Source organism: Streptomyces naganishii JCM 4654, assembly GCF_014650575.1.
Classification (GTDB): domain Bacteria; phylum Actinomycetota; class Actinomycetes; order Streptomycetales; family Streptomycetaceae; genus Streptomyces; species Streptomyces naganishii.
Genome location: NZ_BMVF01000001.1, coordinates 53,020 through 74,078 on the forward strand (window position 1 = coordinate 53,020; position 21,059 = coordinate 74,078).

At 73.8% G+C, this 21,059-nt stretch carries 21 protein-coding genes, 1 other RNA gene and 1 pseudogene; 13 read left to right on the plus strand and 10 right to left on the minus strand.

Features of this window, described 5'->3' with window-relative positions:
- Positions 1-47 precede the first annotated feature (47 nt).
- From IE217_RS00250 to IE217_RS00260, 3 genes are read left to right on the plus strand one after another with little or no spacing between them, the layout of a single operon-like run.
- Positions 48-905 (plus strand): Nif3-like dinuclear metal center hexameric protein, encoded by an 858-nt coding sequence (locus IE217_RS00250; RefSeq protein ID WP_190175598.1) that lies wholly within the window; start codon positions 48-50, stop codon positions 903-905.
- The gene (locus IE217_RS00255; protein ID WP_190176069.1) at positions 902-1,645 is read left to right on the plus strand and encodes a zinc ribbon domain-containing protein; all 744 of its coding nucleotides are present in this window, start codon (positions 902-904) and stop codon (positions 1,643-1,645) included. Before IE217_RS00250 ends, IE217_RS00255 begins: the two co-directional genes overlap by 4 nt.
- A 12-nt stretch (positions 1,646-1,657) precedes the next feature.
- Positions 1,658-3,154, plus strand: coding sequence for a bifunctional RNase H/acid phosphatase (locus IE217_RS00260; protein ID WP_190175599.1), 1,497 nt, complete (start codon positions 1,658-1,660; stop codon positions 3,152-3,154).
- Here IE217_RS00260 and IE217_RS00265 read toward each other — a convergent pair.
- The 4 genes from IE217_RS00265 to IE217_RS00280 form a co-directional block, all read right to left on the minus strand.
- Positions 3,129-3,776, minus strand: a complete 648-nt coding sequence (locus IE217_RS00265; protein ID WP_190175600.1) for a bifunctional 4-hydroxy-2-oxoglutarate aldolase/2-dehydro-3-deoxy-phosphogluconate aldolase — start codon at positions 3,774-3,776, stop codon at positions 3,129-3,131. The two genes, IE217_RS00260 and IE217_RS00265, sit on opposite strands and share 26 nt — an antisense overlap.
- 82 nt (positions 3,777-3,858) lie before the next feature.
- On the minus strand, positions 3,859-4,641 hold the full coding sequence (gene yaaA / locus IE217_RS00270; RefSeq protein WP_190175601.1) for a peroxide stress protein YaaA: 783 nt from the start codon (positions 4,639-4,641) through the stop codon (positions 3,859-3,861).
- 13 nt (positions 4,642-4,654) lie between these two features.
- Positions 4,655-5,236, minus strand: coding sequence for a hypothetical protein (locus IE217_RS00275; protein ID WP_190175602.1), 582 nt, complete (start codon positions 5,234-5,236; stop codon positions 4,655-4,657).
- Positions 5,233-6,009, minus strand: coding sequence for a MerR family transcriptional regulator (locus IE217_RS00280; RefSeq protein WP_190175603.1), 777 nt, complete (start codon positions 6,007-6,009; stop codon positions 5,233-5,235). The genes IE217_RS00275 and IE217_RS00280 overlap by 4 nt, the downstream gene beginning before the upstream one ends.
- Positions 6,010-6,191: 182 nt before the next feature.
- Here IE217_RS00280 and IE217_RS00285 point away from each other — a divergent pair, with 182 nt between their 5' ends.
- From IE217_RS00285 to IE217_RS00300, 4 genes are all read left to right on the plus strand, one after another.
- On the plus strand, positions 6,192-6,770 hold the full coding sequence (locus tag IE217_RS00285) for a Uma2 family endonuclease (protein WP_190175604.1): 579 nt from the start codon (positions 6,192-6,194) through the stop codon (positions 6,768-6,770).
- A 55-nt stretch (positions 6,771-6,825) separates the two neighbouring features.
- Positions 6,826-7,230: RNase P RNA component class A (gene rnpB / locus IE217_RS00290), an RNA gene on the plus strand.
- A 123-nt stretch (positions 7,231-7,353) separates the two neighbouring features.
- Positions 7,354-7,815, plus strand: a complete 462-nt coding sequence (locus IE217_RS00295; RefSeq protein WP_190175605.1) for a DUF3592 domain-containing protein — start codon at positions 7,354-7,356, stop codon at positions 7,813-7,815.
- A gap of 281 nt (positions 7,816-8,096) precedes the next feature.
- Entirely contained in the window at positions 8,097-9,338 is a 1,242-nt protein-coding gene (locus IE217_RS00300) for a phosphatase PAP2 family protein (RefSeq protein ID WP_229864982.1), read from the plus strand.
- A gap of 8 nt (positions 9,339-9,346) precedes the next feature.
- On the opposite strand, the pseudogene IE217_RS34440 reads toward IE217_RS00300, so the two are convergent.
- The 3 genes and pseudogenes from IE217_RS34440 to IE217_RS00310 all read right to left on the minus strand — a co-directional run.
- Positions 9,347-9,451: pseudogene (locus IE217_RS34440) on the minus strand (MerR family transcriptional regulator); the annotation flags it as partial.
- Between the two features lie 173 nt (positions 9,452-9,624).
- Positions 9,625-9,984, minus strand: a complete 360-nt coding sequence (locus tag IE217_RS00305) for a MazG-like family protein (RefSeq protein WP_190175606.1) — start codon at positions 9,982-9,984, stop codon at positions 9,625-9,627.
- A 42-nt stretch (positions 9,985-10,026) separates the two neighbouring features.
- Positions 10,027-10,572 (minus strand): DoxX family protein, encoded by a 546-nt coding sequence (locus IE217_RS00310; protein ID WP_190175607.1) that lies wholly within the window; start codon positions 10,570-10,572, stop codon positions 10,027-10,029.
- Between the two features lie 132 nt (positions 10,573-10,704).
- Between IE217_RS00310 and IE217_RS00315 the strand changes: the two genes are divergently transcribed.
- Both IE217_RS00315 and IE217_RS00320 read left to right on the plus strand, forming a co-directional pair.
- Positions 10,705-11,031: a nuclear transport factor 2 family protein gene (locus tag IE217_RS00315; RefSeq protein ID WP_190175608.1), complete on the plus strand. Its 327-nt coding sequence runs from the start codon at positions 10,705-10,707 to the stop codon at positions 11,029-11,031.
- Between the two features lie 193 nt (positions 11,032-11,224).
- Positions 11,225-12,586 carry a D-alanyl-D-alanine carboxypeptidase family protein gene (locus IE217_RS00320; RefSeq protein WP_190175609.1) on the plus strand — a complete coding sequence of 454 codons (1,362 nt, stop codon included), beginning with the start codon at positions 11,225-11,227 and terminating at the stop codon, positions 12,584-12,586.
- A gap of 249 nt (positions 12,587-12,835) precedes the next feature.
- Here IE217_RS00320 and IE217_RS00325 read toward each other — a convergent pair whose 3' ends face one another.
- Positions 12,836-13,594, minus strand: coding sequence for an SDR family oxidoreductase (locus tag IE217_RS00325; protein ID WP_190175610.1), 759 nt, complete (start codon positions 13,592-13,594; stop codon positions 12,836-12,838).
- A gap of 100 nt (positions 13,595-13,694) precedes the next feature.
- Positions 13,695-14,744: a Gfo/Idh/MocA family protein gene (locus IE217_RS00330; protein ID WP_190175611.1), complete on the minus strand. Its 1,050-nt coding sequence runs from the start codon at positions 14,742-14,744 to the stop codon at positions 13,695-13,697.
- Positions 14,745-14,845: 101 nt separating this feature from the next.
- Here IE217_RS00330 and IE217_RS00335 point away from each other — a divergent pair, with 101 nt between their 5' ends.
- From IE217_RS00335 to IE217_RS00345, 3 genes are all read left to right on the plus strand, one after another.
- Positions 14,846-16,162 carry a multidrug effflux MFS transporter gene (locus IE217_RS00335; protein ID WP_190175612.1) on the plus strand — a complete coding sequence of 439 codons (1,317 nt, stop codon included), beginning with the start codon at positions 14,846-14,848 and terminating at the stop codon, positions 16,160-16,162.
- Positions 16,114-17,289: a serine hydrolase domain-containing protein gene (locus IE217_RS00340; protein WP_190175613.1), complete on the plus strand. Its 1,176-nt coding sequence runs from the start codon at positions 16,114-16,116 to the stop codon at positions 17,287-17,289. The genes IE217_RS00335 and IE217_RS00340 overlap by 49 nt, the downstream gene beginning before the upstream one ends.
- Positions 17,290-18,134: 845 nt before the next feature.
- Positions 18,135-19,145 carry a small ribosomal subunit Rsm22 family protein gene (locus IE217_RS00345; protein WP_190175614.1) on the plus strand — a complete coding sequence of 337 codons (1,011 nt, stop codon included), beginning with the start codon at positions 18,135-18,137 and terminating at the stop codon, positions 19,143-19,145.
- 27 nt (positions 19,146-19,172) lie between these two features.
- On the opposite strand, the gene ddaH is transcribed toward IE217_RS00345, so the two are convergent.
- On the minus strand, positions 19,173-19,994 hold the full coding sequence (gene ddaH, locus IE217_RS00350; RefSeq protein WP_373297935.1) for a dimethylargininase: 822 nt from the start codon (positions 19,992-19,994) through the stop codon (positions 19,173-19,175).
- Between the two features lie 317 nt (positions 19,995-20,311).
- On the opposite strand from ddaH, the gene IE217_RS00355 reads away from it, so the two are divergent.
- Entirely contained in the window at positions 20,312-21,040 is a 729-nt protein-coding gene (locus tag IE217_RS00355; RefSeq protein ID WP_190175615.1) for a bifunctional DNA primase/polymerase, read from the plus strand.
- Positions 21,041-21,059 lie beyond the last annotated feature (19 nt).

Here is a 21,059-nt window from a genome sequence, read left to right on the forward strand (position 1 = left end):
GACGGCACCGGTTCAGGCGGGCCGACCACACAGGTAGCCTTGCACCCGTGCCCCGTCTGTCTGAAGTCATCGCCGCGCTGGAGAACCTCTGGCCCGCCCAACGGGCCGAGTCCTGGGACGCGGTCGGCACCGTCGTGGGCGATCCCGACCAGGAGGTCGGCAGGGTCCTGTTCGCCGTCGACCCGGTGCAGGAGATCGCCGACGAGGCGGTGAAGCTGGGCGCCGGCCTGCTGGTCACCCACCACCCGCTCTACCTGCGCGGTACGACCACGGTCGCGGCCTCCACCTTCAAGGGCCGCGTGGTGCACACCCTGATCAAGAACGACATCGCGCTGCACGTGGCGCACACCAACGCCGACACCGCCGACCCGGGAGTCTCCGACGCCCTGGCCGGCGCCCTCGACCTCAGGGTCGTACGGCCCCTCGTACCGGACGCCACCGACCCGGAGGGCCGCCGGGGCCTCGGCCGGGTCTGCGCCCTGGACCACCCGCTGACCGTGCGCGAGCTCGCCGAGCGCGCCGCGCGGTGCCTGCCCGCCACCGCGCAGGGCATCCGGGTGGCCGGCGACCCGGACGCGGTCGTACGCACCGTCGCGGTCAGCGGCGGCAGCGGCGACAGCCTCTTCGACGACGTACGGGCCGCCGGCGTCGACGCCTTCCTGACCGCGGACCTGCGCCACCACCCGGCCTCCGAGGCCCGCGCCCACAGTCCTCTCGCGCTGCTCGACGCGGCGCACTGGGCCACCGAGTGGCCCTGGTGCGAGCTGGCGGCCGCCCAGCTCGACGAGATCTCCGACCGGCACGGATGGGACCTCAGGGTCCACGTCTCCAAGACGGTCACCGACCCCTGGACCGCCCATGCGGCGTCCACCGCCACCACTAGCCCCTCGGGAGCCCCCAACTGAACGCCGCGCCCGCCGACCAGATCCGACTCCTCGACGTTCAGGCCCTCGACGTCCGCCTCCAGCAGCTCGCGCACAAGCGGCGGTCGCTGCCCGAGCACGCCGAGATCGAGTCGCTGACCAAGGACCTCACGCAGCTGCGCGACCTGCTGGTGGCCGCGCAGACCGAGGAGAGCGACACCGCCCGCGAGCAGACCAAGGCCGAGCAGGACGTGGACCAGGTGCGCCAGCGCGCCGCCCGCGACCAGCAGCGCCTGGACTCCGGCGCGGTCACCTCGCCCAAGGACCTCTCCAACCTCCAGCACGAGATCGCCTCCCTCGCCAAGCGGCAGGCCGACCTCGAGGACGTCGTCCTGGAGGTCATGGAGCGCCGCGAGTCCGCGCAGGAGCGGGTCGCCGAGCTGACCGGGCGCGTAGCCTCGGTCCAGTCGAAGATCGACGACGCGACCGCGCGCCGTGACGCCTCCCTGGAGGAGCTCGACGGCGAGGCGTCCTCGGTGACCAAGGAGCGCGAGGTCATCGCCGGTTCCGTACCGGCCGACCTGCTCAAGCTCTACGACAAGCTGCGCGAGCAGCAGGGCGGCATCGGCGCGGCCAAGCTGTACCAGCGCACCTGCCAGGGCTGCCGCCAGGAGCTCGCCATCACCGAGCTGAACGAGATCCGAGCGGCCGCCCCCGACACGGTCGTACGCTGCGAGAACTGCCGGCGCATCCTGGTGCGCACGGCCGAGTCCGGCCTGTAAGGGGCTTACGGCGTGCGGGAGTTCATCGTCGAGGCGGACGGCGGCTCCCGGGGCAACCCGGGGCCCGCGGGCTACGGCGCGGTCGTGCTCGACGCGGCCACGGGCGAGCCGCTGGCCGAGGCCGCGGAGTACCTGGGCGTGGTCACGAACAACGTGGCCGAGTACCGGGGCCTGCTGGCCGGCCTGCGCGCCGCGCACGCCCTCGACCCCGGGGCCGCGGTCCACGTCCGGATGGACTCCAAGCTCGTCGTCGAGCAGATGTCGGGCCGCTGGAAGATCAAACACCCCGACCTGCGCCCCCTGGCGACCGAGGCGTCCCGCGTCTTCCCGCCCGACCGGGTGACCTACGAGTGGATCCCCCGCGCCCGCAACAAACACGCCGACCGCCTGGCCAACGAGGCGATGGACGCGGGAAGCCGCGGCGAACAGTGGACGCCGTCGGCATCGACGGCGGAACTGGACGCGCGGCGGCCACCCGCAACGCGCGCCGCGGGCGCGCCGGGCGTGAACGCCGAGGGGGCTGCGCGCGGCGCGGCGCCGGAGGCGGATGCGCGCGGTGCGAACCCCGGGGCGGATGTGCGCCTCGCGAAGGTGGAGGCGGACGTGCGCGCCGCGCGGGGCGTGGCCAGGGGTGGCACCGGTGCCACGGGCGCGACCGGCGCTACCGACTCGACGGCCACCTCGGGAGCTGCCGGCGCGACGGCCGCCTCGGGCATGACCGGCGCGGCCGGCCCCGCGGGCGCCACTGGCTCCACGGCCGCGGCCGGCGCTGCGGGCGCGACTGCCACCACCGGCGCGACCGGTGCCACCGAGGTCACCGCCACCACCGGGCCCACCGCCACCACGCGGGTCACCGTCGCTCCCGGGTGGGCGCCCGCCGATCTCGGGGCGCCCGCGACCCTCGTACTGCTGCGCCACGGTGAGACCCCGTTGACCCCGCAGAAGCGGTTCTCGGGGAGCGGGGGGAGCGACCCGTCGCTGTCGGACGTCGGCCGGGAGCAGGCCGAGCGGGCCGCCGCGGCGCTCGCCCGGCGCGGCACGATCCGGGCGGTCGTCTCCTCGCCCCTCGCCCGCACCCGCGAGACCGCCGGCATCGTCGCCGCCCGCCTGGGACTCGACGTGACGGTCGAGGACGGCCTGCGCGAGACCGACTTCGGGGCCTGGGAGGGCCTCACCTTCGGCGAGGTGCGCGAGCGTTACCCGGACGACCTCAACGCCTGGCTGGCCTCGCCGGACGCCGAACCCACCGGCGGCGGCGAGAGCTTCGCGGCCACCGCCACCCGTATCGCCGCCACGCGCGACAGGCTGGTCGCGGCGCACGCGGGCCGGACCGTCCTGCTCGTCACGCACGTCACCCCGATCAAGACCTTCGTGCGGCTCGCGCTGGGCGCCCCGCCCGAGTCCCTGTTCCGCATGGAACTGTCGGCGGCCTCGCTCTCGGCGGTGGCGTACTACGCCGACGGCAACGCGAGCGTCCGCCTCCTCAACGACACGTCCCACCTGCGCTGAGCCCGGCCGCCGCACGGGCCAGCCGCTCCACGCGCCCCCAGTCACGGCCGGCGACGGCGTCCGGCGGGACCATCCAGCTCCCGCCCACGCAACCGACGTTGGGCAGAGAAAGGTAGCCGGGCGCGGTGTCCGGGCCGATGCCCCCCGTCGGACAGAACCGGGCCTGGGGCAGTGGCCCGGCGAGCGACTTCAGATAGGCGGTGCCGCCCGCCGCCTCCGCCGGGAAGAACTTCATCTCCCGTACCCCGCGCTCCAGCAGCGCCACGACCTCCGACGTCGTGGAAACCCCGGGCAGATACGGCACCCCCGAGGCCGCCATCGCCGTGAGCAGCGCCTCCGTCCAGCCCGGGCTGACCAGGAACCGCGCCCCCGCGTCCACCGAGGCGGCCACCTGCTCCGGCCGGATCACCGTCCCCACGCCGACGACGGCGTCCGGCACCTCACCGGCGATCGCCCGCACCCCGTCCAGCGCGGCCGGCGTCCGCAGCGTCACCTCGATCGCGGGCAGCCCCCCGCCCACCAGCGCCCGCGCGAGCGGTACGGCATCGGCGGCGTCGTGCAGCACGACCACGGGCAGGACGGGCGCGAGAGCGAGCAGGGACGTGGGCGAGGGCGCGGACATGCACTCATCGTGCCGAGGCAGAGCAGTAAGCGCAACGACCATTGCGCATGCTGCAACATGGCAGGTCGGGAATAGCGCCGCGTCAGTGGACCTCGTCCACCAGCACGTCCAGCGACCAGCTGCGCCCCGGCCTCCCGGGAGCCTCCGCCTCCACGACGTACCCGAGGTCCCGCAGCGCCTCGACCAGTTCGGCGGGGCGGGCCGGGGCGGCCCCGGCGGTCAGCAGACTCCGTACCATCCGCCCCTTGGTCGCCTTGTTGAAGTGGCTGACCACCTTGCGGGTGGGCGCGTGCAGTACCCGTACGGTCGCCGTACGGTCCGCGAGCTCGCCCTTCGGCTTCCACGCGGCCGCGTACGCGGCGGACCGCAGGTCGAGCACCAGCCCGCCGCCCGCGACCTCGGGCAGCGCGTCGGCCATGGGCGCCCGCCAGTGACCGGCGAGCGCCCCGAGGCCGGGCAGCCTGACCCCCATCGAGCACCGGTAGGAAGGAATCCGGTCCGTCACCCGCACCGCGCCCCACAGCCCGGAGAAGACGAGCAGCGAACGCGCGGCGCGCCTCTTGGCGGCGGCGTCGAGGGAGGCGACGCCGAGGGCGTCGTAGAGGACACCGGTGTAGATCTCACCGGCGGGCCGTGTGCCCGCCTCGCGCAGCCGGGCGTTCTTGCCGACCTCCCCGCTCAGCCCCTCGCTCAGCCCCAGTACCTCCCGCGCCTTCTCCTCGTCCCCGCGGCACAGCTCGACCAGCTCGGTGAGCACGGCCTCGCGGGCGCCGGCGAGCCCGGGCAGCGACAGCGATCCGGGCTTCAGGGGGGTGCCACGGCCGGCGGAGGCCTTGCCTTCGGACGGGGGCAGCAGCACAAGCACGGGGGCGTCTCCTTCAGGTAGCACTCCGCGCCAGCGTACTGAGCGAGCGCACCATCCGTTCCGCCTCCTCCACCTGGAAGCGCACCACCCGCACCTCCCGCCGCCCGCCGAACAGGGTGATGTGGGTGACGGGCGCGGCGAGCTCGATCGTGACGGAGGTCCGGGAGCCGACGGGCACGTTCAGCTCCCCGTCGGCCGGCGCGTGCGTGGTGCGCACCTCGTGGCGTACGGCGGCGATGGCGTCCGGCGGAATGCGCAGGTCGAGGTGGACGGAGTGCCGTATCCGCACGGCGTCCGGGGTCAGCAGGTGCGGGCGGATGACGCAGGACGCGTACAGGGCGATCACGAAGACGACCGTGTACGCGTCGAGGAAGAGCACGACGGCGTGGACGGTGGGCCAGTGGCGCAGCAGCACGGACATGGTGAGCGTCTCGACCAGGCAGACGCACGCCAGCCCCGCCATCACGGGCCCCTGCCCGCGCGCGTACCCGAAGACCTGCCCCCCACCGCGGGGCCTGCCGCGCCGGACGACCCAGAGGACCAGACACCCGAGCAGCCGCGCCTCGTGCCGCGCCAGCGCGAGGACGGCCCTCATGCCCGCGCCTCGGTAAGGATGCGCAGCGCCTGCCTGACCGCCTCGGCCTGGGCGGGCGTGAAGTCCGCGAACAGGGCGCGCAGGAAGCTGTTCTCGCTCTCGGGGCCGGGTCCGGGCAGCAGCTCGACAAGAGCCTCGGGCAGCATCCCGGGCGGCACGCACCGCGCGATGACCCGCGCCGTCTCGTCCACCCGGGGATCGCCGGGGTCCGCGTCGGCGAGCGCGTCGAGCATGGCGTACGCCTCCTGCGCCCGCGCGGCCCCGTCCTCAGCGGCGAAGACGCCGCTGAGGGCGTCCGTCAGCCGCTTGCGCTCGGCGGGGGAGGCGGCCGTCTCCAGCAGCGCGAGGATCTGCCGGTCCTTGGCCGCCATGGGGGAGTCGGGCAGGCGGGCGGCCGTCTCGGCGAACAGCGCGGCCAGTTCCGGCGAGACCGGCCCCTCGGCCGGCAGCTCACCGGCGTCGAGCAGCACGCGCAGCCGGCTCCGCCGGTCCCGGATCGCCGCCTCCTGCCGGGCCAGATCGGCGTCGAGTTCCTCGAGCACCTCGCTGAGGTCCCGCCCTGCGTCCTCGGCGAGCACGTCCCGCACCTCGGCCAGGCCCAGCCCGAGCTCGGTGAGCCGCCGGATCCGGGCCAGCACGACGGCGTGCCGCAACGTGTAGCGCCGGTAGCCGTTGGCCCGCCGCTCCGGCTCGGGCAGCAGCCCCAGATGGTGGTAGTGCCGCACGGCCCGCGTGGTCACCCCGACGGCCGCGGCGAGTTCTCCGATCCGCATGGGACCAGTGAAGAGGTTGACGCCGCGTGAGGGTCAAGCCCGGCACCGGGCCGGGGGCGAACGGCTCGGCGCCTGACGGGGAACGCACCGCTGTGCCACGATCGAAGGAACGGTTCCCGATCTCATGGACAGGTGATCCCGGGATGTCCGAGTCTGGCCAGCGACCGAAGGAGGGGCGTGACATGACCGCCGTGGCTCATGAGCCGCTCACGCAGGCACAGGTCTTGCTGGAGGGCTTTCTCGCCCTGGGCACTCCGGAAGGGTTCCGGGCGGAGTTGATCGAGGGGGAGATCGTCGTGACGCCGCCGCCGGACGGGGACCACGAGGACTACATCGGCCTGATCGTGAGCCAAGTGATCAGGCGGTCCTGTACCGATATGCAGTTCTCGGGGAACAAGGGCCTGAAGCTGAAGGGCGTTGGTGACTGCCCGAAGGACCACGTGATCCCGGACGGCACCTTCGCCCCTGCGGCACTGCGCCTCTACCGTGGCGCCGACTCGTGGATGCCCTGCGACGGCGTCGCCATGGTCCTGGAGGTGACCTCCAGCAAACCCAAGGCCGACCGAGAGACCAAACGCCGATGCTACGCCCGCGGCGGCATCCCGCTCTACCTGCTCGTCGATCGGGAGGCATCCTCGGTCACCCTGTTCAGCCAGCCGGAGAACGACGACTACCGCAGGCTGTGCACCCTCCCCTTCGGCAAGCCCCTGACCCTCCCCGAGCCCTTCGCCTTCGACCTGGAGACGGCCGACTTCCTCTGACCCGTGCCGGGGGCTGCGCGCTCGCCGCGCCCGGTACCATGGTCGATACGGCAGACGAGCCGGGCGGACGGCCGCGTGGAGCACCCCTTGCGGGGCGCTTCCCGAGGAACGTCCGGGCTCCACAGGGCAGGGTGGTGGCTAACGGCCACCCGGGGTGACCCGCGGGACAGTGCCACAGAAAGCAGACCGCCGGGGGCTCAGGCCCTCGGTAAGGGTGAAACGGTGGTGTAAGAGACCACCAGTGCCCAGGGTGACCTGGGCAGCTAGGTAAACCCCACCCGGAGCAAGGTCAAGAGGGAACCCTCCGGGGTTCCTGCGCGGACGTTCGAGGGCTGCCCGCCCGAGTCCGCGGGTAGACCGCACGAGGCCGGTGGCAACACCGGTCCTAGATGGATGGCCGTCACCCCGGAGTCCGCGAGGACCCGGGGCACAGAACCCGGCGTACAGCCCGACTCGTCTGCCACACCCCTCCGGCCCGGGCCAGGGAAAAGCTGAGGTCCTTCTGAGGTCGCCGGACCGGATGAGCGTGTAGTTTCCCGCCACGCTGTCCGACCAAGCCGGCGCACTGACCTCGGGGGACCTCATGGAACTGCTTTTCTACGTCATACCGTGCCTCATGATCACATTCCTGCTGGTCGGGATCGCCACGGCGCTGCGTCGCTCGAGGCAGATCGGCCGGGCCTGGGACGGGGGCGTGACAGCTCAGGCGCGCTGTCTGCGGTCGTACACGAGCACCAGCGGCGGCGGGGACAGCTCGGCCAGCACCACCCTGCACCACGTCTACGAGTTCATCGCCCGGGACGGCCGCGTCATCCGGTTCGACGAGGCCAACGGCCCCTCGACCGTCATCGAGGGCGACCTCGTCACCGTGCACTACCTGCCCGACCGGCCCGAGCAGGCCACCGCCCACGCGCCGGCCCACGGCAAGCTCGCGGCCGGCACCGGCTGCGTGCTGGTCTTCTACGGGGTGGGCCTCGCGTTCTGCGTGATCTTCATCCTGGTCGTCCACTTCATGTTCAGCACGGTGGACAGCTTGCTGCCGTAGCCCGTTGCCGTCGTAAGTCTCCGGCCTTTGACGGAGGCTCCTTCTGATCTTCCTGGGGCTTGCGGCGTTACGTAATCTGTTCGGAAAGCGATGACCAGGCCTGTCGCTTTTGATCTGTTCAACCCATTTTGAGTGCATCGGCCAGACGATTGATATTCAGAGCGTCGCGGGTGATTCCGCGAATAAGCGGCAGGACTGTGCCGGCTGCGCTGCGTCGACGGCGAGTGACGCTGTGGGCCGCGGTGGGCGTGGTGACCCTCGGATTCCTCCTCGCGCTGGAGATGGCCGCACGCCACTACGGTCAACCGGGGCCGATCAGCAGCCAGGTGACCGACCTGATATCCGCCCCGAAACCAGGCCCGCTGTACGGCGGTATGGCGTTGATGACGGTGGTGCTCACCTGGCGGCAGCGATTCGTCGCCATCGGCGCCGCGATCGGTATCGACATCGTCTTCTTGCTGGTGCGCTGGGCGGCCGGCGCCAGGATGGCCGACAGCCATCTCTTCGGCGGCGGCGCGTTGTGGGTGATGCTGGGCTGTGCGGTCATCGCTGTCACACGCCGCACCGGCCAGGAACGCGTTCTGCTGCTCAAGGGCGTCGGACTGGGCCTGCTGCTGGTGGCCGGCCGCAAGGCCGGCGACACCTGGCTGTACATCACGGCGAAGGCCCGCCCGCTGGTGCTCGACCAGTACGTGGCGACCGTCGATCACGCGCTGGGCAACCCGTCGTGGCCGGCAGGCCGGATACTCAAGGCCACCGGCCCGGTCGGCACCCACCTTGTCCACCTGGTGTACGCACAGCTTGCGGTGGCCGCGGTCGTGGTCGCGCTGTACCAGCTGCGCAACGTGGCGGTCGAGCGCCGCTTCCCCCGGCATCATCTGGTGCGCACCTTCCTGGTGATCGGCCTCCTCGGGCCTGCCGTCTACATGATCTTCCCGGTGGTCGGACCGGTCTTCGCCTACGGCCCCGGCGCCTCCGGCACAGGCGGCGTGCACTGGGCGGTGGCCGACCTGTGGCCCAGCACGCCACCGCCGGTCAACACCCCGCACCCGGTGCCGTACGACGGGATCACCCCGCGCAACTGCATGCCCAGCCTCCACACGGCATGGGCCACCGCGATCTTCATCCATACCCGCAAAGGCCCACGTCTGCTGCGGTACGCGGGCGCCTTCTGGCTGATCGCCACCCTCTGCGCGACGCTGGGCTTCGGCTACCACTACGGCGCGGACCTCATCGTCGGCGTGGTCTTCGCACTGACCATCGAGGTGGCGATGCGCTCGAGCCGACGCGGCTGGGACCCGGGCGGAATCCGGATGGTCGCCTACGGCACCGTGGTCTTCGGCGCGCTCTTGGCGTCGTACCGTTATCTGCCGTTGGAGATGGGCAGACATCCGGTGGTCTTCGGCCCGCTGCTCATTCTGGCGATGTCCTCAGTGGTCTACGGCTACCTGCGGACCACCAGACACTGGGAACCCACGGCCGCGCCAGCACGGCAACCGGAACTGCAACCCGAACCGGTGTGAGCGGCGGGCTACTCGGACGCCCGCAGCGGGCATCCGGTGCCGACGCGCGCCGCCAGTTCGGCCCGCAGAGCGGCAAGCTCGGCGATACGGGTGTCGACGACCTGGATCTTCTCTAGAACCGGATCGTGTCCCTGCTCATGCCTGCCTGCGCGGCAAGCGACTCCGTGGACCTACGCGCTCGTACACGACGCGCTGTCATCGTTCGGCAGCACGGTCGGACTCGGTACTCTGCCCGAACCCGACCTGTGGCAGACCCTGTTCGCCAACCTGATGGTCCGGTTCGGAATCAGGCTGTGCCCACCGAGCGTTCCCTCACCCTCGTCAGGTGGGTCGTGAAGACCTCTCGGGCCTCCGGGGTCAGGGTGCGCAGGGCCACCAGAGCTGTGATGATCACGTCGCACAGTTCCGACTCGACGTCCGTCCAGGTGTGGGTCCTGCCCTTGCGGGGGTTCTGGCCCGTGGCGCCGATCACCGCCTGGGCGACCTCGCCGACCTCCTCGGAGAGTTTCAGCAGGCGCAGGAGGAGGCCTTCACGGGTCGTGCCTTCGTACGGGGTGTTGCTCTCCAGCCAGGTCCACAGGGCTTCGATGGAGTTCCATACGTCCGGGGTGGGCGCGCCCGGCGCGGTGGTCGTCGTGTCGGTCATGGGGGCAGCCTGCCATGGGCGGGCGAGTGCCCCGTGAGCCGCCTACTCCTCGAACAGGGCCTCCTGCTGGCCCTCCTTCTCCTCACGGAGGTGCTTGACCCGTGCTCCCACCACCACCGCCGTCGCCGCGGCCGCCGTCGCGAAGGCCGCCGGGACCATCCAGCCGCGGTTGACCGCGTGGCCGAGGGCGTGGTCCAGGGAGAGCCGGCCGGGGCCCGTGACCGCGAGGCCGGCCGAGGTGAGGCCGAGGGAGGCGGCGTACTCGTAGCCGCCGGTCTGGGCGAAGAAGCCGTTGGGGGCGTGCACCGCCGCCGCGCCCGCCATCGCGCCCGCGGCCGCCGCGCCCGCGGCCGGGGTCGCCAGGCCCATCGCCAGCAGCAGGCCGCCGCCCGCCTCCGCGAGCCCCGCCGCCATGGCGCTCGCCTTGCCGGGGCGGTAGCCGACGGACTCCATGAACTTGCCCGTGCCCTCGATCCCGCCCCCGCCGAACCAGCCGAACAGCTTCTGCGCGCCGTGCGCCGCCAGCACGCCGCCGGTGCCCAGCCGGAGCAGCAGCAGGCCCAGATCGCGTCGGTCGTAACAGGTCACGGTGACTCCCCGGGGGATGCGGACGGGCGAACAGCGGGTTGTGTTTCCAGGCTGACACCGCCTACACCCGCCCGGCCCGTCCGGCGCGCCGTTCGGGTGGCGGGGCCCTGATCCCGGTGTGACGCTGCCGACATGACGATTCAGACCGCCAAACTGAGCGACCCGGCCGTCCGCGCCTTCGTCACCGCGGTCAACGCCCACGACCGCGAGGGCTTCATGCAGCTCCTCGCGCCCGGCGCGACCATGTCGGACGACGGCTCCGACCGCGACCTCGCCGAGTGGATCGAGGACGAGATCTTCGCCACCCACGGCCACATGGAGGTCGACAACGAGTCCTCCGGAGGCCGCGCCCTCGTCGCCCGCTACAGCAACGACACCTGGGGCGAGATGCGCACCCGCTGGAGCTTCGTCGTCGCGGACGACGGGCGTATCACCCGGTTCGAGACCGGGCAGGCCTAGGGGCCTGGCCCGGACCGGCCCGGACTCGGCCCGGACCCGGCGGCCTGGAGCTGGCCCGGACCCGGCCCCGATGTGGCCCGGACCCGGCCGAGGGGCCGGGAGGGGGAGTACAGGCAAGCGTTTTGATGATCCTTTGATCAGCCTTTGAAGACCCGTCGTGCGCGGGCACAGGCTCGCTTTGTACGGTCCCGGGGTGCGCAAATCCACTCGGTCCCCCCACGACCCGTCCCGTGGCCTGCCCCGCGGCCTGTCCCGGCGGAGTCTGTTCGCCCTGACCGCGGCCCTGCCGCTGGCCGCCGCCACGGGCCGGCCGGCCGCGGCCGCCCCGGCTCCCGAGGGCGCCCCCACGGTCGGCGGCGAGCGGCTCGCCCGCGCCGGGGTGCAGGTGAGCGACGCCACCGGGCTGCCCACGAAGCTCAACTCCCGTGCCTGGCTGGTCGCCGAGTGGGAGACCGGCCACGTGCTGGCCGCCTACTGTGCGCACCAGCGCCTCGCGCCCGCCTCCACCCTGAAGATGCTGTTCGCGGACACGGTGCTGCGGAAGTTCGACCGCGCCGAGCGGCACACCGTCACCGAGGCCGACCTGGCCGACATCCCCGAAGGCTCCAGCCTCGTCGGCATCCGGCCCGGCGTCACCTATACCGTCGAACAGCTGTGGCAGGGCGTGTTCCTGCGCTCGGGCAACGACGCCGTGCACGTGCTCGCCCACATGAACGGCGGTGTGGACAGGACCGTCGCCGAGATGCAGGCCAGGGCCGACGACCTCCAGGCCCTGGACACCCACGTGGTCAGCCCGGACGGCTTCGACCACCCGGGCCAGCTGTCCTCGGCCTACGACCTCACCCTCTTCGCCCGCCACGGCCTGCGCAACGCCGACTTCCGCGCCTACTGCGGCACCCGCACCGCCGACTTCCCGGCCGGCGGGACCAAGACCTTCCAGATCCAGAACACCGACCGCCTGCTGACCGGAGCGTGGGGCCTGAGGACGTACGACGGTCTGATCGGGGTGAAGAACGGCTACACCAGCCACGCCGGCAACACGTTCACCGGCGCCGCCGTCCGCGACGGCCGGACCCTGCTCGTCACGGTCATGCATCCGGAGGCCGGCAGCAACGCCGTCTACGAGGAGACCGCCGCCCTGCTCGACTGGGGCTTCGCCCACGGGCGTTCGGCGCAGCCGGTGGGCACGCTGGTCGAGGCGATCAGCGAGGGCGGGGCCCCTGCGGGCGCCGGGTCCGGGCCGGCCGGCCGGAAGACCGCGCGTGCGGCCGCGGGTGCGCCGGGCGCGGCGGCGGACGGGCCCTCGGCCCTGCGGCTGCTGGAGGGCGGGGCCGGCACCGTCGCCCTGCTCGCGGGCGGGGCGTGGGCCCTGCGCAGGCGGCTGCGGCGACGAAAGGCGGCGGTGGCGCCGGGCGGGCCGGGCGAACCGGGCCCCTCGACGAGCGCCCCGACGAGTGCGCCGAGAAGTGCCCCGACGAGTGGCCGGACGAGTGCCCCGAGAAGTGCCCCGAGGAGTGCTCCGACGGGCGACTCCGGGGGCCGGCACCGGCGTTGAGCGCCGTCCGTGCGGCAGCCGTTCCACTCACCGGTGCGTACCCCGCGGTCCCGCGCGGGGTCCACCCCCAACCCGGTGCCGTGGAACGGCTGCCGCCTCCCCCCCCTGGATGTGGCCCGTCGGCCGGACATGGAAGTCCAGTGCTCCAACTGTGAAGCTCTCGTGGAGGAGATCTCGAGCATAAGCCCGCCACCGAGGCCATATGGTGCGGAGTTTCATATTCCGCTTGTGTGAATCGCGCGCTCCCGCTCAGCCCCGGCCCACGTACGGCATCGCCGTCGCCAGCACCGTGGCGAACTGCACGTTCGCCTCCAGCGGCAGTTCCGCCATGTGCCGCACCGTCCGCGCCACATCGGCCACGTCCATCGTCGGCTCCGGGACCACCTCGCCGTTCGCCTGGAGCGCGCCCGACTCCATCCGCGCGGTCATCTCGGTGGCCGCGTTGCCGATGTCGATCTGCCCGACCGCGATCCGGTACGGCCGCCCGTCCAGCGACAGCGCCTTGGTCAGGCCGGTCAGGGCGTGCTTGGTCGCCGTGTACGGGGCGGAGTTCGGGCGGGGCGTGTGCGCCGAGACGGAGCCGTTGTTGATGATCCGGCCGCCCTGCGGATCCTGGTCCTTCATCTGCCGGTACGCCGCCTGCGCGCACAGGAACGCTCCGTTGAGGTTGGTGTCCACCACGTGCTTCCACGCCTCAAAGGGCAGGTCCTCGACCGGCACCCCGCCGGGGCCGAAGGTGCCCGCGTTGTTGAACAGCAGGTCCACGCGCCCGAAGCGGCGGACCGTGGCCGCGAACAGCTCCGTCACGTCGTCCGGGCGGGCCACGTCGGTGCGTACGGCGATGGCGGCGGCCCCGGGCGCGAGCGCCGCCGTCTCCTCGAGGGCCCGCGTGCGCCGGCCGGCCAGCGCCACGGACCAGCCCGCGCGCAGCAGTTCCACCGCGACGGCCCGCCCGATGCCGGAGCCCGCGCCGGTCACCACGGCGATCTGTGCATGCCTGACAGTCATGGCACCGCAGCGTACGAGGTGGACCCGCGGGATCCGCCCGGCATCAGGACACGCCCGCCACGCGGCTGACGCCGGCCGGGCCGGTCATCGCCTCCCCGCCTCACACCAGAGCGGGCTCGGGCTCCCCCGTCTCCCCCGGGTAGCGCACCCCGATCCGCTCCCGTACCGCGTCCAGGGTGCGCATCACCGCGAGCGTGCCGTCCAGCGGCACGAGCGGGGACTCCGTCTCGCCCGCGCGCAGTGCCCGCATCACCTCGAGCGCCTCGTGCCGCAGGCTGGTGCGCGGGCCGTCGGCCGGGTCCGCGACGAACTCCTCCGGCTCGCGCCCGTCGCGGTGCAGCACGAACCGCTCCGGGTGGAAGAACCCGTCCGGTACGTCGATGCGGCCCCGCGAGCCGGTGACGGACGCGCAGGTCGCCGTACCGCCCGTGATGGAGCAGTGCACCGAGGCCAGCGCGCCGCCCTCGTAGGCGAGCAGCGCGCCGGTCTGGAGGTCGACGCCCTCGGGCGAGAGCACCGCACGGGCCGTCACGTCCGACGGCTCGCCCAGCAGCAGGTGCGCGAACGACACCGGGTACACGCCGAGGTCGAGCAGCGCGCCGCCGCCGAGCCCCGGGTCCCGCAGCCGGTGCGCGGGCGGGAAGGGGCCGGCCAGCCCGAAGTCGGCCTGCACGGTGCGTACTTCACCGATCGCCCCGTCCTCGACCAGCGCCTTGAGGCGCCGGACCAGCGGGTTGCAGTACATCCACATGGCCTCCATGAGGAAGCGGCCGTGCTCACGGGCCAGCGCGACGAGTTCGGCGGCCTCGCGCAGGTTCAGTGTGAACGGCTTCTCGCACAGCACGTTCCGGCCCGCCTCCAGGCAGAGTCCGGCGGCGAGCCGGTGGGCCGCGTGCGGGGTGGCGACGTAGACGACATCGATGTCCTCGTCCCGCGCCAGCTCCTCCCAGCCGCCGTACGCCCGCCCGATCCCGAACCGCTCCGCGAAGCCCTCCGCGGACTCCTTCCGGCGCGAGGCCACCGCGACCACCTCGGCGTCCGGGAGGTCCACCAGGTCCGCCGCGAACGCGGCCGCGATCCCGCCGGTCGCCAGGATCCCCCAGCGCACCTTCTGTTCCGCCCCACCGGCAAACCCGGTCACCCCAGACATCCGGACCCCACCCTCGCTCATGCGTCCCTCGGCACCTTGTGCGAGGCACCGTGTACGAGCTGAGAGCATAGGTCGCGGAGCAGCGGGAGAGGGAGGGACACATGTCCGAGGGCGGGGCGTCGGCACCGCACGCGCGGCGGCCGGCCGTACGGAGGACCGGGGACGAACTCCCCGTTCCGGGGACCGGGACCGGCGCATCCAGCCGCGCCGGGCTGCTGGTGATCCTGATCCTCGGCGGGCTGACCGCCACACCCCCGCTCGCGATGGACATGTACCTCCCCTCGCTGCCGGAGGTCACCCGCACCCTGCACGCCCCGGCCGCCACCGTGCAGCTCACGCTGACCGCCTGCCTGGCCGGCATGGCGCTCGGGCAGCTGGTCGTCGGCCCGATGAGCGACCGCCTGGGCCGCAGGCGCCCGCTGCTGACCGGCCTCGCCGTCTACGTGCTGGCCACCGCCCTGTGCGCGTTCGCGCCCGACGCCGAGGTGCTGGTCGCCTTCCGGCTGGTCCAGGGACTCGCGGGCGCGGCCGGGATAGTGATCGCCCGCGCGGTCGTGCGCGACCTGTACGACGGAGTGGCCATGGTCCGCTTCTTCTCCACGCTGATGCTGGTCTCCGGGGCCGCACCGGTCGTGGCGCCGCTGATCGGCGGGCAGGTCCTGCGGGTGACGGACTGGCGGGGCGTGTTCGTGGTGCTCACGGTCGTCGGGGTGCTGCTCGGCGCGCTCGTGTGGGCGCGGCTGCCCGAGACCCTGCCGCCGGCCGCGCGGCACGGGGGAGGCGTCGGCGAGGCGCTCGGCTCGATGCGCGCCCTGCTCGCCGACCGCGTCTTCGCCGGTTACCTGCTCGCGGGCGGGTTCGCCTTCGCCGCGCTGTTCGCGTACATCAGCGCCTCGCCGTTCGTGATCCAGGAGATCTACGGCGCCTCCCCGCAGACGTTCAGCCTGCTGTTCGGGCTGAACTCGGTCGCGCTGGTCGTCGCCGGGCAGGTCAACGGCAAGGTGCTGGCCGGCCGGGTCCGGCTTGACCGGGTGCTCGGCGCCGGGCTCGCGGTGGTCATCGTGGCCGCGGCCGCGCTGCTGCTCATGGCGGTGGGCGCGTTCGGCGCGGTGGGGCTCGCGCCGGTGGCCGCCGCACTGTTCGTGCTGATGGCCGCGATGGGCGTCACCCTGCCCAACACCCAGGCCCTCGCCCTGACCCGCACCCGCCGGCACGCCGGCTCCGCCTCCGCGCTGCTCGGCACCTCCTCCTTCCTCATCGGCGCCGTGGCCTCGCCGCTCGTCGGGATCGCCGGTGAGCGCACCGCCGTGCCCATGGCGGTCGTCCAGCTGGCGGCCGCACTGGTGGCACTGGCCTGCTTCGTGATTATGTGCCGTCCCTGGAAGGCATCCGCGGGCGCGGAGGGAGTACGGAACTGAGCGCGCCGAGACTGCGCCGGGACACCCCGGAGAAGGCGGGACTCGACCCCCGGGGACTGCACCGCCTTGTACAGGAGGTCCACGCCCTCACCACCGGCGACCGCCCCTGGGCGGCCGGCGCCGTCGTGGTCGCCGGGCGCGGCCCGGTGATCGCCGTCGAGGCGGCCGCCGGGTGGGCCGTACGGTACGCGGCCTACGACCCGGAGGCCGGACGCGGCGTCGAGCTGCCGCCGGGTGAGCGGGTGCCGATGACCGTGGACACGCCCTTCGACCTGGCGTCCCTGACCAAGCTGTTCACCGCGGTCGCCGCCGTGCAGCAGATCGAGCGGGGCACGCTCGGCATCGACGCGCTGGTCGGGGCGTACCTGCCCGAGTTCCGGGGAGCGGCCGCGCACGGAGTGACCGTACGGCAGCTGCTCACGCACACCTCCGGGATGCGGCCCGAGCTGCCGCTGTACGACTGCCCCGACTACGCGGCCCGGCTGGCGATGCTGCGCGCCGAGCCGCCGGTCGGGGTGCCCGGCACGTACACCTACTCCGACGTCAACATGCTCCTGCTCCAGCACGTGCTGGAGCGGATCACCGGGCGTCCGCTGGACGTGCTGATCCGCGACGGGATCACCCGGCCGCTCGGCATGACCTCCACCTGCTTCGGGCCGTGCCCCGGCGCGGCGGCCACCGAGGACCAGCGGCGGCCGTGGGCCAAGGCCGACCGGGGGATGCTGCGGGGGGAGGTCCACGACGAGAACGCCTGGGCGCTGGGCGGGGTGGCCGGGCACGCGGGGCTGTTCGCCACGGCGGGGGATCTGGCGGTGTTCTGCCGTGCGCTGCTGGCCGGCGGGTCCTACGGCCCCGCGCGCATCCTCGGGCCGGACTTCGTGGAGCTGCTGCTGGCGCCGCCGGGGCTGGGGTTCGCCGTGGACCAGCCGTGGTTCATGGGGGAGCTGGCGGGGCGGGGGGCCGCGGGGCATACGGGGTTCACGGGGACTTCGGTGGTGATCGATCCGGCCACCGAGGCGTTTGTCGTGTTGCTGGGCAACACGGTCCATCCTCGCAGGGTGGGGGCGGACAGCCGGGGGCGGGCGCGGGTGGCGACGTTGCTCGCGCGGGCGGTGTGCGGCCCGTGAGTACGGGCTGCCCGTCCGTGGGGGCCTGCCGTTTTGTTGCCGGGTGCGGGTGGGTGGGGGCTGATCGCGCAGTTCCCCGCGCCCCTGAGGCTGGGGTGGGCCGCCGGGGGCGGGTGGTGTACGGGCCCTGAGTTGGGGCTGCCCGTCTCTGGGGGCCTGGCGTTTTGTTGCCGGGTGCGGGTGGGTGGGGGCTGATCGCGCAGTTCCCCGCGCCCCTGAAGCCCCAGGGGGCTGCGCCCCCGGGGCCCGGCCTCCGTCCGGCACCGGCCCCCGGCCACCGAGCCTCCCGGCTCGCGGCCCCAGTCCGCGGCCCCGGCCTCCGGCCACTCGACCACCGGCCTTCGGGCCCCCGGCCCTCTGCCCCGGCCTCCGGCCACTCGGCCACCGGCCTTCGGGCCCCCGGCCCTCTGCCCCGGCCCCCAGGCCCCGGCCGGGGCCCGGGCCTTCGTCCGGCCTCGGCCACCGGTCCTCGGCCACCGGTCCTCGGTCCCTCGCCCTCGGTCCCTCGCCCCCGGCCCCCGGCCCCCGGGCACCCGGCCTCCGGATCTCCCGGTCCGCGGCCCCGGTCCGCGGCCCCGGTCCGTGGCCCGGGCCCGCGGCCCTGGCCTCCGGCCACTTGACCACCGGCCTTCGGGCCCCCGGCCCTCTGCCCCGGCCCCCAGGCCCCGGCCGGGGCCCGGGCCTTCGTCCGGCCTCGGCCACCGGTCCTCGGCCACCGGTCCTCGGTCCCTCGCCCCCGGTCCCTAGCCCCCGGTTCCCGGTTCTCGCCCCCGGCCCAGGGACCCCCCCGGCCTGAGGCAGTCCCCCCGGTCTTTGGAGGGCGGCTGGGCTGAGAGGATTGGGGGGTGGATGAGTTGTTGGGTGCTTCGGGGGTTCTTCGGGGGGCGCTTGCCGGGGTGCTCGAGGGGTTGCCGGCGCGGCAGGCCTCGGGGGCCGTGGAGCGGTTGATCGCCAGTTATCGGGGGGACACCCCGACCCACGCGCCGATTCTCCGGGACCGCGCGGACGTGGCCGCCTACGCCGCGTACCGCATGCCGGCGACCTTCGAGGCCGTGCGCGGGGCGCTCGCCGCGTTCGCGGAGGCCGTGCCCGGCTGGGCGCCCGGCAGTCACGTGGACGTGGGCGGCGGGACCGGCGCGGCGACCTGGGCCGTCCGGGCGACCTGGGAAGGGGCCCGGCCGGTCACCGTGCTGGACTGGGCCGAGCCCGCGCTCGACCTCGGCCGGGAGATCGCCGGCGCCGACCCCCTGCTGCGCGAGGCCCGCTGGCAGCGCGCCCGGATCGGGGCCGCGCTCACGCTCGACCCCGCCGACCTCGTCACCGTCTCCTACGTCCTCGGCGAGCTGACCGAGGCCGACCGTGCCGCCGTCGTCGACGCCGCGGCGGCCGCCGCGCAGGCCGTCGTGGTCGTCGAGCCCGGCACGCCCGACGGCTACGCCCGTGTCATCGCCGCCCGCGACCGGCTGATCGCGGCCGGCTTCCGTGTCGCCGCGCCCTGCCCGCACAGCGCGGCCTGCCCGATCGTGCCCGGCACCGACTGGTGCCACTTCTCCGCCCGGGTCAGCCGTTCCTCCCTGCACCGGCAGGTCAAGGGCGGCTCCCTCGCCTACGAGGACGAGAAGTTCTCCTACGTCGCCGCCACCCGCCTGCCGGCCGCTCCCGCGCCCGCCCGGATCGTACGGCGCCCGCAGATCCGCAAGGGGCAGGTCCTGCTCGACCTGTGCGAGGCCGACGAGCAGCTGCGCCGCCGTACCGTGACCAAGCGGCACGGCGACCTCTACAAGGCGGCGCGTGACGCGGACTGGGGCGACGACTGGCCGCCGCCGGCCCCGCCCACGGCGCCTGCCGAACCGTAGGCCCGGATCACGGCCGTGGACGGGGGATCACGGCCGTAGCTCCAGCGAGCAGCACTTCACGCTGCCGCCGCCCTTGAGCAGCTCGCTGAGGTCCACGCCGACCGGGTCGAAGCCGCGCTCGCGCAAGGGTCCGTACAGGCCGGCCGCCGCCTGGGGGAGCACCACGTGATGGCCGTCGCTGACGGCGTTGAGGCCGAAGGCGAGGGCGTCGCCCTCGGTGGCGATCAGCGCGTGCGGGAACAGCCGGCGCAGCACCTCGCGGCTGCCGGGGGAGAAGGCGGCCGGGTAGTACGCCACCTCGTCCGCCGCGTCGTCGAGGACGGCGAGCGCGAGGTCGAGGTGGTAGAAGCGTGGGTCGACCAGTTCGAGGCCGATCACCGGGCGGCCGAAGTACTCCTGCGCCTCGCCGTGCGCGAGCGGGTTGGTGCGGAAGCCGCGGCCGGCCAGCAGGCAGGAACGGGTGACGGCGAAGTCGCCCTCGCCCTCGTTGATGTGGACCGGCACGTGCAGGTGCGCCAGGCCGTGCGCGGCGAACCACTCCAGGTGCTTCCCGGCCTCCGGCTCCCGCTCGGGGTGGGCGAACCGGGCGCCGAAGACCCGGCCGTCGACCACCGTGGCGCCGTTGGCCGTGAACACCATGTCGGGCAGCCCGGGCCGGGGCTCGATCTGCTCGACGGTGTGACCGAGGTCGCGGTACAGCGCGCGCAGTTGCTCCCACTGGGCGAGGGCCAGCGGGGTGTCGACCGGCTTGGCCGGGTGCATCCAGGGGTTGATCGAGTATGTGACGTCGAAGTGTGCGGGTGGGCACATCAGGTAGCGCCGAGGTCGGGCGCGGCGGGAAAGGGCCAAGGTGGGCTCCTCGAATACCGCAGGGAATACCGCAGGATTCACTTGCAGCCCATGGTGCGCCGCCGACGGCGGCCGCGCGCGGGCCCGTCACCGTCCTTCGCCCGCGTGAGTGGCGGACACCGGGCGGACACCGGGCGCACCCCGGTCCGTCGGCCCGGGGCGGCCCCCGCGCGGACCCCGCCCCCGCCCCCCCGTGCCCCCGCCCGGACGGCCCCCGTTTCCCCCGGGGCCACCCCGGGTGCCGCCCGTGGACGTTCGGGGCGGAGGATGGTGGGAGCATGGTGGTAGGTGTTCGCGGTGGCGAGGCGAGGAGATAGATGAGCGCGGAGTTCGGTGGGCGTGGCGACCGGCAGGGCAGGATCTCGCAGTGGCTGCGCGGGCGCCGGCCGAAGGAGACCGCCGGTGACGGCGGCCGTGAGGCCCTGCTGCTGGCCACCGCCGCCGCGGGACTGCCGCTCGCGCCCGCCGCGCACCCCGGGGCCGGCTACGGCTGCTCCTGCGACCGCGTGGGCTGTCCCACGCCCGCCCGGCACCCGGTGTCGTTCGCCTGGCAGACGCAGTCCACGACCGACCGCGCGCAGATCGAGCGGTGGGCGCGGCACCAGCCGGAGGCCAACTTCATCACCGCGACCGGCATGGTGCACGACGTGCTGGACGTGCCCCTGGAGGCCGGGCGCGAGGCCCTGGAGCGGCTGCTCGCCGCCGGCGTCGAGGTCGGCCCGGTCGCCGAGAGCGACGACGGCCGCATGCTGTTCTTCACCCTGACCCGCGGCACGCCCGAGGACGAGGACGAGTGGTGGCCGTGCGAGCTGGACTGCCACCCGGAGACCATGGATGAGCACCCCGGCCTGCGCTGGCACTGCCGGGGCTCCTACGTCCTGGTGCCCCCGGCCCGGCTGCCCGGCGGCGACGACCGCCGCGTGCGCTGGGTACGCGGCCCGGAGCATCCGCTCCCCGACCCGCTGAGCCTCCTGGAAGACCTCACCGACGCCTGCGCCCGCCACATCGCCGACCCCGCCTCCACGGCCTGGCCCCTGCGCCGCTGACGGGCACGAGCTCAGCCCC

What these genes read in the sequence shown, in the direction of transcription:
- IE217_RS00265 (WP_190175600.1), bottom strand. Translation starts at nt 3,776, where the DNA reads ATGTCCGCGCCCTCGCCCACGTCCCTGCTCGCTCTCGCGCCCGTCCTG.
- IE217_RS00275 (WP_190175602.1), bottom strand. Translation starts at nt 5,236, where the DNA reads ATGAGGGCCGTCCTCGCGCTGGCGCGGCACGAGGCGCGGCTGCTCGGG.
- IE217_RS00280 (WP_190175603.1), bottom strand. Translation starts at nt 6,009, where the DNA reads ATGCGGATCGGAGAACTCGCCGCGGCCGTCGGGGTGACCACGCGGGCC.
- IE217_RS00285 (WP_190175604.1), top strand. Translation starts at nt 6,192, where the DNA reads ATGACCGCCGTGGCTCATGAGCCGCTCACGCAGGCACAGGTCTTGCTG.
- IE217_RS00295 (WP_190175605.1), top strand. Translation starts at nt 7,354, where the DNA reads ATGGAACTGCTTTTCTACGTCATACCGTGCCTCATGATCACATTCCTG.
- IE217_RS00300 (WP_229864982.1), top strand. Translation starts at nt 8,097, where the DNA reads ATGGCCGCACGCCACTACGGTCAACCGGGGCCGATCAGCAGCCAGGTG.
- IE217_RS00305 (WP_190175606.1), bottom strand. Translation starts at nt 9,984, where the DNA reads ATGACCGACACGACGACCACCGCGCCGGGCGCGCCCACCCCGGACGTA.
- IE217_RS00315 (WP_190175608.1), top strand. Translation starts at nt 10,705, where the DNA reads ATGACGATTCAGACCGCCAAACTGAGCGACCCGGCCGTCCGCGCCTTC.
- IE217_RS00325 (WP_190175610.1), bottom strand. Translation starts at nt 13,594, where the DNA reads ATGACTGTCAGGCATGCACAGATCGCCGTGGTGACCGGCGCGGGCTCC.
- IE217_RS00330 (WP_190175611.1), bottom strand. Translation starts at nt 14,744, where the DNA reads ATGTCTGGGGTGACCGGGTTTGCCGGTGGGGCGGAACAGAAGGTGCGC.
- IE217_RS00335 (WP_190175612.1), top strand. Translation starts at nt 14,846, where the DNA reads ATGTCCGAGGGCGGGGCGTCGGCACCGCACGCGCGGCGGCCGGCCGTA.
- IE217_RS00355 (WP_190175615.1), top strand. Translation starts at nt 20,312, where the DNA reads ATGAGCGCGGAGTTCGGTGGGCGTGGCGACCGGCAGGGCAGGATCTCG.